10 protein-coding genes and 4 pseudogenes are annotated in these 15,866 nt (G+C 69.8%); 2 read left to right on the top strand and 12 right to left on the bottom strand.

Annotation, left to right across the window (positions count from 1 at the left end):
- Positions 1-138: 138 nt before the first annotated feature.
- From ACZ69M_RS33645 to ACZ69M_RS33620, 6 genes and pseudogenes are all read right to left on the bottom strand, one after another.
- Positions 139-1,182, bottom strand: coding sequence for a dehydrogenase (locus ACZ69M_RS33645; protein WP_470055825.1), 1,044 nt, complete (start codon positions 1,180-1,182; stop codon positions 139-141).
- 50 nt (positions 1,183-1,232) lie between these two features.
- On the bottom strand, positions 1,233-1,970 hold the full coding sequence (araD, locus tag ACZ69M_RS33640) for an L-ribulose-5-phosphate 4-epimerase AraD (RefSeq protein ID WP_470055823.1): 738 nt from the start codon (positions 1,968-1,970) through the stop codon (positions 1,233-1,235).
- Between the two features lie 46 nt (positions 1,971-2,016).
- Complete coding sequence (gene araA, locus ACZ69M_RS33635; protein ID WP_470055821.1) at positions 2,017-3,522, bottom strand: L-arabinose isomerase; 1,506 nt, start codon at positions 3,520-3,522, stop codon at positions 2,017-2,019.
- A gap of 65 nt (positions 3,523-3,587) precedes the next feature.
- A complete protein-coding gene (locus ACZ69M_RS33630; protein ID WP_470055819.1) occupies positions 3,588-5,318 on the bottom strand; it encodes a ribulokinase in 1,731 nt (576 codons plus the stop codon).
- A gap of 422 nt (positions 5,319-5,740) precedes the next feature.
- Positions 5,741-6,324 (bottom strand): annotated as a pseudogene (locus ACZ69M_RS33625) (MMPL family transporter); the annotation flags it as partial.
- A gap of 212 nt (positions 6,325-6,536) precedes the next feature.
- Positions 6,537-9,092, bottom strand: a complete 2,556-nt coding sequence (locus ACZ69M_RS33620; protein ID WP_470055817.1) for an ATP-binding SpoIIE family protein phosphatase — start codon at positions 9,090-9,092, stop codon at positions 6,537-6,539.
- A 312-nt stretch (positions 9,093-9,404) separates the two neighbouring features.
- On the opposite strand from ACZ69M_RS33620, the gene ACZ69M_RS33615 reads away from it, so the two are divergent.
- On the top strand, positions 9,405-9,608 hold the full coding sequence (locus tag ACZ69M_RS33615; protein WP_470055815.1) for a helix-turn-helix domain-containing protein: 204 nt from the start codon (positions 9,405-9,407) through the stop codon (positions 9,606-9,608).
- Between the two features lie 215 nt (positions 9,609-9,823).
- Here ACZ69M_RS33615 and ACZ69M_RS33610 read toward each other — a convergent pair.
- The 6 genes and pseudogenes from ACZ69M_RS33610 to ACZ69M_RS33585 all read right to left on the bottom strand — a co-directional run.
- Positions 9,824-10,622, bottom strand: a pseudogene (locus tag ACZ69M_RS33610) (SDR family NAD(P)-dependent oxidoreductase).
- 125 nt (positions 10,623-10,747) lie between these two features.
- Complete coding sequence (locus ACZ69M_RS33605) at positions 10,748-11,374, bottom strand: TetR/AcrR family transcriptional regulator (RefSeq protein ID WP_470055813.1); 627 nt, start codon at positions 11,372-11,374, stop codon at positions 10,748-10,750.
- Between the two features lie 117 nt (positions 11,375-11,491).
- The gene (locus ACZ69M_RS33600) at positions 11,492-12,754 is read right to left on the bottom strand and encodes a cytochrome P450 (RefSeq protein ID WP_470055811.1); all 1,263 of its coding nucleotides are present in this window, start codon (positions 12,752-12,754) and stop codon (positions 11,492-11,494) included.
- 19 nt (positions 12,755-12,773) lie between these two features.
- Positions 12,774-13,994 carry a family 43 glycosylhydrolase gene (locus tag ACZ69M_RS33595; protein ID WP_470055809.1) on the bottom strand — a complete coding sequence of 407 codons (1,221 nt, stop codon included), beginning with the start codon at positions 13,992-13,994 and terminating at the stop codon, positions 12,774-12,776.
- Positions 13,988-14,257 carry a family 43 glycosylhydrolase gene (locus ACZ69M_RS33590; protein WP_470055808.1) on the bottom strand — a complete coding sequence of 90 codons (270 nt, stop codon included), beginning with the start codon at positions 14,255-14,257 and terminating at the stop codon, positions 13,988-13,990. The genes ACZ69M_RS33595 and ACZ69M_RS33590 overlap by 7 nt, the downstream gene beginning before the upstream one ends.
- Positions 14,258-15,010: 753 nt before the next feature.
- Positions 15,011-15,340 (bottom strand): annotated as a pseudogene (locus tag ACZ69M_RS33585) (hypothetical protein); the annotation flags it as partial.
- Between the two features lie 305 nt (positions 15,341-15,645).
- Between ACZ69M_RS33585 and ACZ69M_RS33580 the strand changes: the two are divergent.
- Positions 15,646-15,774, top strand: a pseudogene (locus ACZ69M_RS33580) (LuxR C-terminal-related transcriptional regulator); the annotation flags it as partial.
- Positions 15,775-15,866 lie beyond the last annotated feature (92 nt).

The following is a 15,866-nucleotide window of genomic DNA, read 5'->3' as shown; positions in this document are numbered from 1 at the left end:
TCTGGTCCAAAACCCGCACCATCCACGGTCGTGACCGACCGCCGCTTCCACCCGTGGCCGAGTCGAAGGGGACCACCGCGCCGACGCCGCCCCGGCCTCCCGCCCGCGTCGCGGGGCGGTCGCGAAGCGAATGCACGCTCACGGGCTCAGCAGCACGGTCACCAACGAATCGACGTCGTCCCTCGCGAACAGGGCGCCGTCGGTCAGTGACGTCTCGAGCGTGATGAGCGGACGCGGATCGACAATGCCCTCGTCGAGGGTCCGTACAGCCGTGTTCCACGCGGCCGGGGAGGCCACGGAGGCGGTGTGAAGGGTCAGCCGGCGCAGGGACAACTGCACCCGGTCCAGCACTGTCCCGGGCGGGAAGGCGCGGGTGAACACGACCCGGGCCTCGGCCGCGGCGAGAAGGCAGGACGCCTGCGGGGCGTCGGCGCTCCCCGTCGTGTCCACCACGATGTCGAAGGCGCCCTCGACCCGCGCGGCGTCCAGGGTCGCGCAGTGCTTCGTCGCTCCCAAAGTGACAGCGCGCGCGCCTCGTTCGGAGCCGGGGTCGACCACGACGAGTTCGGCCGGGGAGACCGCGGCGAGCATCTGGACCAGCAGCAGCCCACGTACGCCCGCCCCCAGGACCGCGACTCGTTCCCACGGCTTCGGCGCAGCCGCCGCGAACGCCGCGGCGGCCGAGGCAGCGGGGCCCACCAGGGCGGCGGCCCGCAGATCGGTGTCGTCCGGCAGGAGATGGAGATCCTCCTGGGGGACGGCCAGGTGCCCCCTCAACACCGCCGAGTTCTCGTGGCGCGCAGCGCAGCACACGGTCGGGTCGGTGCCCGCCCGTTCGAGACCGCAGTCACCCTCCGCCGGGATCAGGGGGCTGGTTCGCGCCACCGTCTTGCGCCCGACCAGCCGTGCGCTCGCCCCGGGGCCTGCCGCCACCACCTGGCCGGCCCAACCGTCTTCCCACAGCGGGTGAAGGAGGCATCCGGGGGTCTTCGTGCCACCCAGCCGACCATGGTCGGCTCCGGAGAGTCCGTGGCCGGATCCGGAGAGTGCGACGGTGTGCACCGCCACCAGGACCTCGCCCGGGCCGGGCCGCGGGACGGCCCGGCTCTCGACCCGCCACGCTCCCGGTGCGACCAGCCGGGCGCACCAGCTCCGTGTCGGTGACTCGTTCCCCGTCACCATGCGTTCACCTGCGTTTCCTTCGATCTGAACCGTCTCGGTCGCTCCCGGTCTCATCCCATGGCCGGGTTGCCGTAGTAGGCGTCGGGCCCGTGCTTGCGGGTGTAGTGGCGGTCGAGCAGGTGCTGCGGCGGTGCTTCGCCCCCTAGCGCGAGCGTGTGCATCGCCATCTCTGCCACCGCCTCGCACACGATCGCGTGTTCCAGAGACTTCATGGCCGTCGCCCCCCAGGTGAAGGGACCGTGGCACGACACCAGCGCTCCGGGCACTTCGGCGGCGCGCCGGTCACTGGCCTCCAGGAGGTCGACGATCACTTGACCGGTGTTGAACTCGTAGTCGCGCGCGCACTGTTCGGGCGTGAGGTCCGCAGTGACCGGGATGGGACCGTTGAAGGTGTCGGCGTGAGTGGTCCCCAGGACGGGAATGGACCGGCGACCCTGCGCAAAGGCGACCGCGTGGGTGGAGTGGGTATGGGTGATGCCCCCGATGGACGGGAAGGCCAGGTACAGGCTGCGGTGCGTCTCCGTGTCGGTCGACGGACGCAGGTCGCCCTCGACGACCCGGCCGTCCGCGAGAGCGACCACCACCAGGTGCTTCTCGGCGAGTTCGTCGTAGGGAACCCCTGACGGCTTGATGACGAACACACCCGCGTCACGGTCGACACCGCTGACGTTGCCCCAGGTCAGCGTGGCCAGACCAGCCTGTGGAATGCGGAGATTCGCCTCCAGCACCTCGCGGCGCAACTGGCCGGGAACCGTGCTGCCTGGTGCGCTTGCGCCGACGGTGCTCATGCGGTGTCTTCCTGTCCGAGTCGGGGAACGGCGGTCGGCCGGGGGTTCACAGGCCCTGGGCGAGACGGTGGTAGGCCTGGCCCCAGCGCAGTTCACGGGTGAACCGGCGCGTCGTGGTGCCGGCGTCGATGACTGCCAGCTCGATGTGCAGCATCTCCGCCAGGTCCTCGAGTTCCTCCATGCCCAGGGCGGAGCTGAGGACGGTGTGGTGGGGTGCGCCGGCCGTCAGCCACGCCTCCGTGGAGGTCCTCAGGTCCGGATGCGGCTGCCAGACGGCCCTGGCGACGGGCAGCCGCGGAAGCGGCTCCGGGGGTGCGACGACATCGATCGTGTTGGCCACCAGGCGGAACCGGTCGCCCATGTCCGCGAGACCGACGACGACGGCCGGGCCCGGTTCGGCGTCGAAGACAAGACGGACAGGATCCTCACGGCCGCCGATGCCGAGCGGGTGGATCTCGCAGGACGGCGTCTCCGCGGCGATGGACGGACAGACCTCGAGCATGTGCGCGCCCAGGATCAGTTCCTCGCCGGGCACCAGGTGGTAGGTGTAGTCCTCCATGAAGGAGGTGCCACCGGGCAGCCCCTCAGCCGCCGCCTTGAGCGTGCGCAGCAGTAGCGAGGTCTTCCAGTCGCCCTCACCGCCGAATCCGTACCCGTCGGCCATCAGCCGCTGCACCGCCAGACCGGGCAGCTGCCGCAGGCCCCCGAGGTCCTCGAAGTTGGTGGTGAAGGCACGGAACCCGCCGTCCGCGAGGAAGAGACGCAGACCGGCCTCGATCCGCGCTGCGTAGCGCAGGGAGTCGTGGCGCTCTCCGCCGAAACGCAGCTCGGGCGTAAGGCGGTACAGCTCCTCGTACTCCTTCGTCAATGCGGTGACCGAGGCGTCGTCCACCTCGTCGACGACCGCCACGAGGTCGTTGACGCCGTACGTGTTGACCGACACGCCGAGGCGCAGTTGGGCCTCCACCTTGTCGCCCTCGGTGACGGCAACGTCCCTCATGTTGTCCCCGAACCGTGCGAGCCGGAGCGAGGCCAACTCCGCCCGGCCGCACGCCGCCCGTGCCCAGGCGTCGACGCGACGGCCGACCTCGGGATCGGAGACGTGTCCCGCCACCGTCTTGCGCGCGACCCCGAGACGGGTCTGGACGAAACCGAACTCGCGGTCACCGTGGGCGGCCTGGTTCAGGTTCATGAAGTCCATGTCGATGCTGGACCAGGGCAGTCGGCGGTTGGCCTGGGTGTGCAGGTGCAGGAGCGGCTTGCCGAGCACGTCGAGGCCGGAGATCCACATCTTGGCCGGTGAGAACGTGTGCATCCACGCGATCAGGCCGACACAGGCGTCCGACGCGTTGGCGTCGAGGCAGATGCGGCGGATGGCGGCGGCGTCGGTGAGCACGGGCTTCCACACGACGCGGGCGCCCACGCCCAGCCGCTCGGCCAGGGCGGCGCAGATCTCCTGCGACTGCTCGGCCACCTGCGCCAAGGTGTCGTCGCCGTACAAGCTCTGGCTGCCGGTGAGGAACCAGATCTCGCGCTCGGGCTGGGCAGACATGTGGTGGTACTCCTTGCTGATAGTTCGGTGGCCGCGACGGGCGTCGAGGACGCGGGACTGGTGCGTCAGGCCCGGCGAGGAGGGCTGCCCGCGGAGGCGGCCGAGGTCCGGGCCGCGTTGCGCTGGTGCCGCAGGCGGTGCAGGAGGCGTTCGCTGCCCGTCCCGAAGTGGTCGTGCAGGTCCCGGTAGACGGCGAAGAGACTGTCGTACGCCCGCGCGCGATCCGGGTCGGGCAGGTAGGCGTGCCGACGGACCTTCCCCATGGCGGCCGCCGCGGCGCGTACGTCCGGATGGCTGCCGGCGGCGACGGCCGCGTGGATGGCGGCGCCCAGCGCGGGACCCTGTTCCGACTCGGCCAAGGACACGGGGCGGTGGAGGACATCGGCGTAGATCTGCATGAGCAGCGCGTTCTTCTTCAGACCACCCGCGACGACGAATTCCGTGACGGGCACCCCACTGCTCTCGAACGCTTCTACGATGACGCGGGTACCGAAGGCGGTGGCTTCGAGCAGGGCGCGGTAGACGTCCTCCGGCCGGGTGTCCAGAGTGAGGCCGACGAGCACACCCGAGAGGTGATGGTCCACCAGGACGGACCTGTTGCCGTTCATCCAGTCGAGGGCGACCAGTCCGTGCGCACCCACCGGCTGCCCCGCGGACTTCCTGGTGAGAAGGCTGTGCAGGTCCTCACCGTTCGCCTCCGCCTCGGCCAGGTAGTCGGCGGGCACTCCCTGGCGCAGCCACCAGGCGAAGATGTCGCCGACCGCGCTCTGGCCGGCCTCGTAGCCGTACGCGCCGTCGATGATGCCGCCGTCGACGACGCCGCAGATGCCGGGCACGTCGGCGAGCCGGTCGCCGTTGAGGACGTGACAGGTCGAGGTTCCCATGATGGCGAGCAGCTGGCCGCTCTCCACTGCCTGCGCGGCCGGCGCGGCGACGTGTGCGTCGACGTTGCCCGCGGCCACGGCGATGCCCTTCGGCAGTCCGGTCCAGGCCGCCGCCTCGGCGGTGAGTGAGCCCACTCGGCTACCGAGGGGGGCCAGGGGGTGTTCGAGACGAGTGCGGGCGAAATCGGCGAAGTCGGGGTGGAGCGCGCCGAGGTACTCCTCGGAGGGGTAGGAGCCTTCCTGGTGAATGCCCTTGTAGCCGGCGGTGCAGGTGTTGCGGGACTCCTCGCCGGTGAGCTGCCACACGATCCAGTCGGCGGCCTCGATCCAGCGGAGGCAGGCGCCGTACACCTCGGGGTCTTCCTCAAGGACCTGGAGTGCCTTCGCATACTGCCACTCGGCGGAGATCCTTCCGCCGTAGCGGTGGATCCACGCCTCCTTCCGCTCGTGGGCGAGGTCGTTGATGCGGTCGGCCTGGCCCTGGGCAGAGTGGTGCTTCCACAGTTTCGGCCAGGCGTGCGGGCGGCCCGCGAACTCCGGTGTCAGGGCGAGCGGGGTCCCGTCCGCATGCGTGGGCAGCACTGTGCACGCCGTGAAGTCCGTGGCGAGGCCGACCACCTGGGACACGGGGACGCCCGCCTGCGCAAGCGCCGCGGGTACGGCGGTGCGCAGGACCTCGCGCCAGTCCTCCGGATGCTGGAGGGCCCAGTCGGGCGGCAGCGGGGCGTCACCGCCGGGGAGACGCTCGTCGATCACGCCGTGCGCGTAGTCGTGTACGGCCGAGCCCATCTCCTGTCCGTCCCGAACCCTGACCACGACGGCCCGGCCGGACAGCGTCCCGAAGTCGATGCCCACGGTGTACTGCTCGGACGCCCCGCCGGAAGGGACTGTCAGCTCGTTGGAAGCGGCCATGAGGTTCTCTCAGTCGATGTAGGAGGTGGCTGAACGACGCGGGATCGGGCGCTGGCAACGACATCTCGGACGATCGACACCACTCGAAGATCGCCGGCGCGTCCGCGAAAATCTATCATTCAAAAATTTCTACGACCAGCCTCCTCGTCACATGCCGTGGCGTCTGGTTCCGGACGGCGTCGGGCGTCCCACCGTGGCAGGCGCCGCTCGCGAGACGGAACGAGCCGAGGCATGGGCCGCCGACGCCGGCGGCCACATCGCGTGCGTGGAGCCGACCGCCGGATTCTCTTGCCGGTCCCGGTGGAGAAGATCTTGTACGGCGGTCCCTCGCCTAGAGCGTGCGGCGGCCCCGGCCCCGCCAGTTCACCGCGGCCGCGCCTGGTGCCGGTCGGACGCCCGTGTCCTCGCGGGTCCGATCACCTCTTCGTCAGCATCGGCACGTCGACCACCGCCAGGCCGGCGAGCGCGACAACGACCGTGCGGCCTGCGAAGACCACGGCGGAGCCAACCGTGCCGACGGCGAGACCGGCTGCCTCGTGCGGAGCGTGGCCCTTGGCCCATTCCTCGCGGTAGCGGGAGACCACGAAGAGGGCGTAGTCGATGCCGACCGCCGGTCCAGCCATCGGGGCGAGCGTCCCGGTGGTCAGGGACAGGCCGAAGACGCTGCCGAGGGCCATGACGGTGGCCATGCCGACCCCGGCACCGATGACGGCGGTGAGCAGCGGCAGGCCGACGGCCGCGAGGGATCCGAAGGTGATCAGCAGGACGACAGCGGCCAGGGCGACGCCGATAGCCTCGGACGAACCGCCCGCCGCGGGCCGGGAGGCAAGACCGTGAAGCCGGAGGCACGGGCCTCGTCGATGGCCTTTTCGAGGGCGGCCATGTCGGCCTTGGCGAGGTCGGCGGCCTTCACCTTGTAGTTCACGGTGGCGTAGGCGGTGGAGCCGTCCTTGCTCACGGCGCCTGCTGTGAACGGGTTCACGGCGCTGGCCGCCTGCGGCTCGTCAGTCCCCGTCCGGCACCAGCGTGACGATGCCGGGGACGGCGACGAGGGATAGCCGCACGGTGAGAACAGGCCAGGCCGCCGATCGATCCGGTCGCCCCGGCAGCGACGCCTGCCGCGGAACTCGCCTTCCGCCCCGGTCGTCGGCGCGCTGACGTCGTATCAGTGACATGCCGCTCATATACGGGACCGGCAGGAATCTCCGATGTGGTTCATCAGGGCACGTGATGGGCCGGCGGCAGGTCCTGCTCGGTCCAGATGCACTTGCCGTCGGCGAGGAAACGGGTGCCCCAGCGCTGCGAAAGGGCAGCCACCAGTTGCAGGCCCCGGCCACCTTCGTCGGTGAAGCCTGCGCGCCGGATGCGCGGGGTGGTGAGGCTGCCGTCGTAGACCTCGCAGACCAGTGACCGGCTGCGCAACAGGCGGAGCCGGATGGGGCCCTTGGCGTGCCGTACGACATTGCCGACCAGCTCGCTCACCAGCAGCTCGGTGGTCACGGCGAGATCGTCCAGTCCCCAGGCGGCGAGCTGCCTGCGGACGTACTCCCGCGCTTGTCCGGCGGCCCGGGGGTCCTCCGGGAGACCGCACGAGGCGATGTCGGTGGCGGGGGTGCACCGGGCGTGCACGATGAGCAGGGCCGCGTCGTCCTTGGTCTGCTCGCGATCGGGCAGCAGGGCCGAGACGACCGTGTCGCACAGGTCGTCGAGCCGGCCCGCTCCCAGGTCCCGGTCTCCGGCCGGGAAGTACGAGGCGCCCGCCACGTGCCGTGCGAGGGTCTGCCGGAGTTGGACGAGTCCTTCGTCGATGTCCCGCGTGGCGGATTCGAGCAGCCCGTCCGTACAGAACACGAGCAGAGTCTCGTCGGGCAGGGGCAGCTCGTGCACGTCGAACGGGGGTACGGCAGCGCCCAACGGTGGATCGACTGCCAATTCCGGGCAGTGGACCGTGCCGTCGGGATGGACGATGACAGGTGCCGGATGACCAGCCAGCGTGAGCGTGCAGGTGCGGGCGACCGGGTCGAAGACGCCGTACGCGCACGTGGCGTAGTAGTCGTGGCCCAGGTCGCCGACGATCTCGTTGAGATGACCAAGCAGTTCGTCCGGTTCGAGTTCGAGGTCGGCGAGCGTGCGGACCGCGGTGCGCAGCCGCCCCATGGTGACGGCCTCCGTGACACCGTGACCCATCACGTCTCCGATGACCAGGGCAACCCGGTCGGCGGAGAGCGGGATCACGTCGTACCAGTCCCCTCCCACCTCCTCGCCCCGACCCGCGGGCAGATAGCGGGCAGCCGCGGACACGGCCGGTGGGGAAGGGAGCGTCCTGGGGAGCAGGCCTCGCTGGAGTCCACGGGCGCGGGTGTGTTCCGCGTCGTACAGGCGGGCCCGCTCCAGAGCCTGCGCGACCAGGCCGCTGAGTGCCGTCAGCAGGGCGCGTTCCGCCTCGCTGAAGGTGCGAGGCCGGGCGAAGGAAATGACGCAGCCGCCGACGGCACGCCCGGAGGCGATGAGGGGGAGGAACGCCCAGGCCTGCTTGGTTGACATGGCGAGAAGCTCGCCCAGGTCCGGGTAGAGCCTGGTGAAGTCGGCGATGGATTCCACGAACCGAGGAGTACGGTTGCGCAACACATCGGTGATCGTCGTATTGGCGGAGAGCGGAATCGCGTCGATACCACTGAGGAACTCCCTCGAGTACCCGACGGCGTCGACCACGTGCACTCGCTCGCCCTCGACCGCCTCCACGATCAGGCCATCGGCACCGAAGGGCGGCAGAACGTGCAGCGCCATCGCCCGGACCACGTCTCTCGACGTCACGGCTTCGGCGAGGGCCGCGGTCAGTTCACCCATCCGGGAGGTCCGCTCGGCCGGGATCCGCTCGGCCGTCGCGCCTCCAGCCGTCCGCGGCCGACGATCGTTGACGCCCACGAAGGAGGCCGCGAGACCGCTGCCCTTCACGGGTACGAGCCGTACCTGGTACAGCCGCTGGTCGCCCGGCAGGCGAAGCTCGGCCATAACCGGTTCTCCCTCGGCGGCTGCCCGACGGCACTGGACTTCCAGCCCCTGCACTCGGCTACCGGGAGCGTCCCAGAGGTTGCTCCCGAGCAGACGGTGCCCGGCGCCGAGGAGTCGCTCCGCCTCAGCGTTGACAAAGGTGATCCGCCAGTCGTCGTCGACGACCAGAAATCCGTCGCTCATCCCGTGGAGAGTGTCGAGGACCGTGGTGGGCGGGGTCTTCAGGGGGGCGCCGCCGGTCGGCTCCTCGAGAGGGATGACCGTGCCGGTGTCGGAGATTCCCCCCAGGCGTCCCACGGCCCATGCCACCACCGAGCGGAGAAAGTCCTGCCGGGCATCATCGGGTCCCCCGGACTCCGCGGTGAGCACCGACAACGCACCGACGGGGCCTTCGGGTCCCGGCAAGGGGGCCGCGGCCATGCCGGAGGCTCCGAGCCCGGCCCCGTCCCCCGCCACCCAGACGTAGGCACCCTCACGCACCGCACGTGCTGGTGCCGCGTCCCCGTCCGGCGGGATCTCGGTCCACGGCGTGGCGCCGGCCGGTGCGAGCCCGTCGACGGCGACGAGGCGCAGCAGACCCGATCCGGGGTCGCGCCGGTGCACAAGACCCGCCAGGCCCCCGATGCCGGCCGTCGCCTGCTGAAGTGCGAGAGTCAGTGTCTCAACGCCCGACATCCTGTCGTGGGCCGAGGCCAGGAGACGCAACCGCGCCGACTCGTGGTGGTCGGCACGGGTTCCTCGTCCAGCGTCCCCAGCTGCCACGTCGCCTCCTGCCTTCTCTTGAGCAGGCGCATCCAGCGACCCGTCACTGCAGGAACGCGCGGGCTGAGCCGCCGTCGGGGCCGGACGCCCCTTGCTGTCGTCCACAGTAGTTCCTGTCACCCGAGGTGACCCGCCCTCCTGGGCTTCCGCATCGTCCGGATGCGCAAGCCCAGGCCTGGCGTCCTACGCGATTCTCGACCTCGGGAACGGATTCAGGAGGTCTCCCCCAGCGGGCGTCCCCACGCCGGGCTCTTGGCTGGAGCATCCTGACATCGAGACGAGCACCCGGCGCGGGAGACGACGCCATGCAAGGTGAACGAGATCATGCTGCTCACCGCACGTAGGGTCACCGAGCGCGGATACCACGACACCAATCTCGACGAGATCGCCGACCAGGTCGACCTCTCCAAGGCGTCGATCCACCGCTACTTCGTCGATGCCACTGCTTCAAGGCCAAGGAAGCCCTGGTCCGAGCGACTCTTCAGGCGTGCGCCGTGTTCGTCAGCTCCCAGCTGAAGGAAGTCGCCGAGTCCCCCGGCGCCGCTGGATATTTTCCCACGAGGCCCAGCCGATCGACATCGGGCGCCTCCCTGGCGACGAGGGCGGGGATGACGCCGTTGTCTCCCCGTCGGTCAGACCCGCGGGAAGGTGTGTTTCTCAGCGAGGAAAGGGTCGAGGGGCATGGCCTCTCCTGAGGTGCGGGGCGATGGTTGCCGTCCGTTCGGCTCGGCTCAGACGGCACCCCAGCCGTTGTCGACCGGGAGGACAGCACCATTGATGTTGCTGGCCGCGTCGGAGGCCAGGAACACGATCGCCGCGGCCTGCGTGTCCGCAGCCGCAGGATGACCGACATGACCCGGATACGAGCCCAGCACCTGCGGACCCAACGCCTCCGGATCCGCCGTCACCTGAATATTGGTCACCGTGCCCCCCGACGTGATCGCGTTCGTCCGGATCCCCTTGTTCCGATACATCACCGCCAGCGACTTCGTCAGGCCCACAACCCCGTGCTTGCTGACGGTGTACACCGCCCCGGCCGCCGAGCCGCGCAACGACGCCTCCGGAAGCCGTGAACACGATCGACCCGCGGCCCGCCGCCAGCATGTGCGGCAACACGGCCCGCGTCAGCTGGAACGGCGCCGTCAGGTTGATCCGCAGGAGCCGCTCCCACTCGGCGTCGTTCACGTCGGCGAGCGCGGACATGCTGTCCATGATCCCGGCGTTGTTGACCAGGACGTCGATGCCGCCGAACGTTTTCACCGAGGCCTCGACGACCTGGTCGACAACCCTCTGCTCGCTCAGATCGCCGATCACCGCGAGCGCCGTGCCACCCGCCGCCTCGATCTCCTCGACCACGGCAGCGGCGCTCTCCGCGTTCAGATCGGCCACCACCACCTTCGCAGCCCGCTCGGCGAACGCAAGCGCGGTCGCCCGACCGATACCGGCACCGGCACCGGCACCGGCACCGGTGACCACGACGCCACGGTCAGTGAATTCCCTGGATACTGCCCATAAGTTGCTCTCTTTCATAAGGAATGGCCGGGCCCACCGACGTCTTGTACGCCGCTGTCGACCCGGCGCGGGCGAACGCACCGGTGCCGACGGCCAGGTGATCAGCACCGCGAACCGCCCCGCTGACGCGTGTGCACGAACGGCTACTCGGTCGCTTCCGCCCCCACGCCGGGACCGGCTGTAGCGGTCACGAAGATCCGGGTGAACGACTCCACGACCGCGACGACGTCCACCGACGGGTCGTGCATCCACTGGATCTGCAGTCCGTCGAGCACCGCGATGATCACCCGCGCCAGGTTCTCCGCCGTTTCGTCGGCGCTGAACACGCCGCTGTGCTGCAGCGTCGCCAGTTCTTTGGCAGTCTCCGCAGCAAGGTTGCGATAGCGCCCGGTGAAATAGGTGTGCGCGGGGCTTTCCGGATCGGTGGCCGCGGCCGACAGCGTGACATACAGCTTGGCGAGGCCGGGGTGGTCCGTGGTGTGGCGGGCACTCGCCGCCATGTTGTCCGACATGCTTCCGACGGCTTGCGCAGCGTGACCGGCCTGCCTGCCCACGACGTCACGCCTTTCCAGGACGGCGAGCAGCAGGTCGCCGCGCGTGGGGAAGTAGTAGGTCAGCGCCGGTTGCGTCACTCCGACCCGGTCGGCGATGTCCTGCAGGGAGGCACGCTCACCGTACTCGTCGACAGCTTCGTAGGCGGCCTCGAGGATCTGCTCCCGGCGTTCGGCGCTCTTGCGGTAAGGACCCCGTGGTTTTCGTTTGCCGCTCACTTGCACGACCGTTCTTGACCTCGAACCACCCTCGACCGTGCGTTCAGGGGGCCGGCAGGCATCGGCACTCCCCGGTCGTCGGCCCCGGCCCCACGGACCGGGCCGACACCGGGACAGTCAGCGGACATGGGCCGGCAGTCGTTTGATGCCGTGGACGAACCGGTGCGGAAGCCACTCGGGCTCTCCCACCTCGATGTCGGGCACGCGGGTGAGCAGTTCGCGGAAAAGCGCCTTCAGTTGGGTCTTGGCGACCATGTGGCCGAGGCAGTAGTGGATGCCGCCACCACCGAATGCGACATGCGGGTTCGCAGACCTGGAGAGATCGAAGTCTCCGGGCCGGTCGAAGACGGACTCGTCGCGGTTGCCCGAGCAGTAGAAGAGACCCACCTTCTCACCGGCCCGGATGGTGGTCCCGCGGATCTCGGTGTCGACCTTGGCGACACGGGCGAAGTTCATGACCGGCGAGGCGTGGCGCAAGAACTCCTCGACCGCCGTGCCGATGCGCCCGGGCCAGTCCGCCATGAGCCACCGCTTCTGCTCGGGGTTCCTGGACAGGGCCAGCATGGTGAGCGAGGTGGTCTGCTTCGTGGTGTCGTTGCCCGCGGTGGACAGCATGACCATGAAGGCCCCGATCTGCTCGTCGGTAAGCCGCCGGCCGTCGACCTCGGCCTGCACGATGTTCGTCATCAGATCGTCCTTGGGCCGACGCCGCCGGTCCTGGGCGATCTCGATCGCCGCCTCGCGCAGCACCTCGACCTGGCGCTCCACCAGGGCCATGCCGTCGATACCCGCGGCCAGATCCTCCTCAGTGGGACCCGCGAACAACACCTCGGCGGCCATGCGGACCGCATCCCGGTCCTGCGGGGCGATACCGATCATGTCGGAGACGGTCCGCATGGGCAGCTGGGCCGAGCACGACGCGACGAAGTCGATCGTGCCCGCCCCGACCAGCCGGTCGACGACGTCCCGCGCGTCGGCTTCGATCTGGGACTGAATGCGCGCGATCTGCTTCGGCGTGAAGGCCGCGCTGATCAGCCGCCGGTAGGCCATGTGGTCGGGCGGGTCCATGACGAGGAAGAAGGAGGTCGTCTGCTGGAGCTCCTTGGACAGGGGGCTGACGCTGACCCCCTCAGCCGAGGAGAAGACCTCGTGGTTCCGGCTGACGGACACGATGTCCTCGTGGCGGGTCACGGCCCAGAAGCCTGTCTCGGCAGGATGACCTCCGTCCATCGGCTCGTGCCAGGTGACGCCGCCGTCCGCCCGCAGCCGGGAGAAGGTCCGCTCGCGCTCGTCGAAGGTCTGGTCCCAGAACACCGAACTGGAGATGTCGGGACCGTGGTACAGCCGTGGGGAGTCGGGCAGATTCTTGAGTTGCGTCACGTCACTCTCCTTGTAGGTGTCAGGACGCGGTGGGGGAAACAGGTGGCGGCTCGTAGGCGAGGCGAGTGAGGAGCGCGTCCGTACCGAGCGCCTCGACGCCGACGACCCGGCCGGTGAAGCCTCCGGCGACCTCGGTCGAGACGTAGCGTCCGTCGATCCTGGCGAGCGTGTGGAACTCGGTGTCGGCCAGGTGGCCCAGGTGGATCTCGTCCGGTCCCTCGGCAAAGCTGCACTGCTCGGTGTTGGCGATGGCGCGCAAGGCGAGCGGACGGTCTGCCGTGATGCCGTCGGCGGTGGCCAGGATCTGGTCGAGGGGGCCGATCACCACGCGGATGCTGAGGGTGGCGCCGCGGCGTTCCACTGCGACCCGGTGCGCGTCGTCGATCCGTACGACCAGGACCACGTCTCCCTGCGGCAGGGTCGCCGGCGCGGTCCAGGAGGCGTCGCGGGTCCGGACGGCCAGAGGCGTTCGGCGTCCCGCGCGGCGGGCGGGCGGGCGGCCGCCATGCGCAGTCCTCGGCCCGGGTGTGGAGTGGCCGAAGGAACGGGGGCGGACGCCGGGTGCGGTCCACCGCGGATCAAGCTGCCGTGAGCCGGAGTGGTCGGTGAAGGCGGTCGGCGACTCCGGGACGGAGTACCGGTCCTCGACGATTACCGGCCAGTCGTCCACCTTGTCCACTCTGGTGAGGAAGGGCTCGCGCCCGTTGACGTGGGATACGGGGTAGGACCCGCGCGGGCGCACTCCCAGGCGCACCTTCGCCCAGGAGCCGTCAGGCAGTTCGACCAGGTCGCCGTGACCAGCGTTCTGCACCGGGTGATCAGTGCTGCGATGCGAGAGGACCGGGTTCGCCGGATGCGGCTCCCACGGACCGGACGGCGCGGTGGACCGTGCGTCACACACACCGCGCCCCGGGCCCGTACCGCCCTCGGCCACCACGAGGTACCAATAGGCGCCGCGCCGGATCAGATGCGGGCTCTCGGTGTGGGCGAGGCCGGTGCCGCCCCAGATGACACGCGGTTCGGACAGCACCTTGCCCGTCGCCGGATCCACGGTGGCCTGAGCGACGCCCTGCGGGATCGACCAGGTCAGGTAGCACGTACCGTCCTCGTCCCAGGCCAGGTCCGGGTCGATGCCGATCGCCCCTGACGTGTACACGGGGTCGCTCCACTCACCACTGGGGTCGCTCGCTCGAACGATGGGGTGTCCCTTCATCACGTCGTCCCGGTTCGTGGTCACCATGCAGAACACCCCGCCGTGTTGACGGATGGTGGGCCCGTAGATGCCGGCGCTGGCCCCTCCCGGCCCAGACGCAGGTGCAACTGACTCGGCCTGTCCAGGACGTTGCCGATCCGTGCCCACCGCACGAGGTCCCGGCTGTGGAAGATCGGGGCTCCCGGGAAGCACTCGAAGGAGGCGGTCACCAGGTAGTAGTCCTCACCGGCCCGGCAGACCGCCGGGTCCGGGTGGAAGCCGGGGATGATCGGGTTGGCGTTGGCGATCATGTCGATCCTTTGTTCCTCGGGCTTGCGGGCGGTGGATCTGTGCGAAAGCCCGGAGTCACCCTAGCCGCTAATTTTTTGAAACAACAGATTTTCAACCTCGTGCCGGAGGGCCAATCGTCAAGTACGCCGGAGCGCGGGCCCGCGGCGGCCATCCGACAGGCCACTGGCCGTTTCCACGGCGTGACGCCCCGCCCGTTCCGGGGTCGACCGGAACGGACACCCGATCTGCTCGCCGGTCGTCGGCCGGCCCCGGATCCGGCGCACATCCGGGGCCGGTTCATATGGACGCGGCCACGCCACCGACGGCGCGACCATCGCGCCGTCGTCCGAGCACGGCCGAAGCGGCGGGACGCACGTGCGCGACCGCCCAGACACGACCGGGGTTGCGGAGGTCAGGCGCCACACCCGGTCGATCGGCTGGGACCTGTCCGGCCGATCAAGTCGCAGGAACGTGACGGTTCCTCGGCAGTGGCGGCGAGCGGGATGTGGTGCGTGCAGCTGGGCGGCGGAGGAGGGATTCGACGGGAGAGGCCCCGCTCGATCGAAGGCGAGAGCTTCCCGCATCTTCCCCAGCACGGGATGAACTGTGGGCCGTCGGCGGCCTGATCTGCGGTCAGCCCGAACGCCAGCGGGCGGCGCTTGCGGTCGACGCCCAGGCGAACCTTGCCGGTCCGCCCGCCCTGGGAGCGTCCCGGGAGGGCGGTCTTCAACGGGATTTCTGACCGGCACCGGATGCGTCGACGCTCCTCCCACTCAGGATCGATCTCGGCGCCCTGTCCGTCCTGTTCGTCGAGACTGCCCCTTTGACCTTGCCTTCTCCGCCTCGGCAGCAGCCTTCTCCAGTGTGCCGTGGACATCCCCGCCCTGACGCACCTCGGCCGCGTCGTGGTGAGCACGCCCGGTGGCGGAGTCGATGCCGACCATGGGCAGGTCCGCCTCACCCCGCTTCGCCGCTTCCGCGGTCAGACCCTCCGGCAGAGCCTCGAAGACGCCGGCGTCGCGCCCTTGCCGGAAGCGGTTGTGGACGGTCGACCAGGCACCAGACTCCTCCGGCATCTCCCGCCCCTGTCCGCCGGTCCGAAACCGCCAGGTCGCATTCTCGGCCTGCTGCCATTACCGCTCGGGATACGGGCCGTACTCGCCGATCGGCAGGTCCGGCCCGGTGAACTCCCGCTCTGCGTCCGTCAGTTGAGCTCGCGTCACGGAAGAAGATCTACCGGTCCAGGCCTCACCACGAGGGCGAACCGACAGATTGATCACGCCCTGGTGCGCGCCCTTGTTGACCGTGATCGTCGCGGCGCCAGGGGGTACGTCCTGCCGCTCGGGGCGGCGATCGCCGCCCCCTGGCCGGTGACGCCCTCACCGAGCGCCTCTTCATGCACCACTGCGAGATCACCCCACGGCTCGCCCTGACGGAGTCCACGGTGAAGAAACACGTCGGCCGAGTACGCGCCAAACTCGGCGCGCAGGACCGTACGCAGGCCGCGATCAGGGCGTACGACACGGGGCTTGTCCGAACCCCCGCCGCGGCCCCCTCCGCCCGTCCGCCCGAGAGACTTCAGATGCACTTGCGTAAGTCAAGCAATCGCCTTATGATTGAGTGAGTCAA

The sequence above is a fragment of the Streptomyces sp. NPDC107454 genome, assembly GCF_055582885.1.
This window is presented reverse-complemented; position numbering and strand designations above follow the sequence as displayed.

Coding starts and splice junctions, on each gene's coding strand:
- ACZ69M_RS33645 (WP_470055825.1), bottom strand. CDS start 1,182: ATGGTGACGGGGAACGAGTCACCGACACGGAGCTGGTGCGCCCGGCTG.
- ACZ69M_RS33595 (WP_470055809.1), bottom strand. CDS start 13,994: ATGGTGACCACGAACCGGGACGACGTGATGAAGGGACACCCCATCGTT.
- araD (WP_470055823.1), bottom strand. CDS start 1,970: ATGAGCACCGTCGGCGCAAGCGCACCAGGCAGCACGGTTCCCGGCCAG.
- ACZ69M_RS33590 (WP_470055808.1), bottom strand. CDS start 14,257: ATGATCGCCAACGCCAACCCGATCATCCCCGGCTTCCACCCGGACCCG.
- ACZ69M_RS33630 (WP_470055819.1), bottom strand. CDS start 5,318: ATGGCCGCTTCCAACGAGCTGACAGTCCCTTCCGGCGGGGCGTCCGAG.
- araA (WP_470055821.1), bottom strand. CDS start 3,522: ATGTCTGCCCAGCCCGAGCGCGAGATCTGGTTCCTCACCGGCAGCCAG.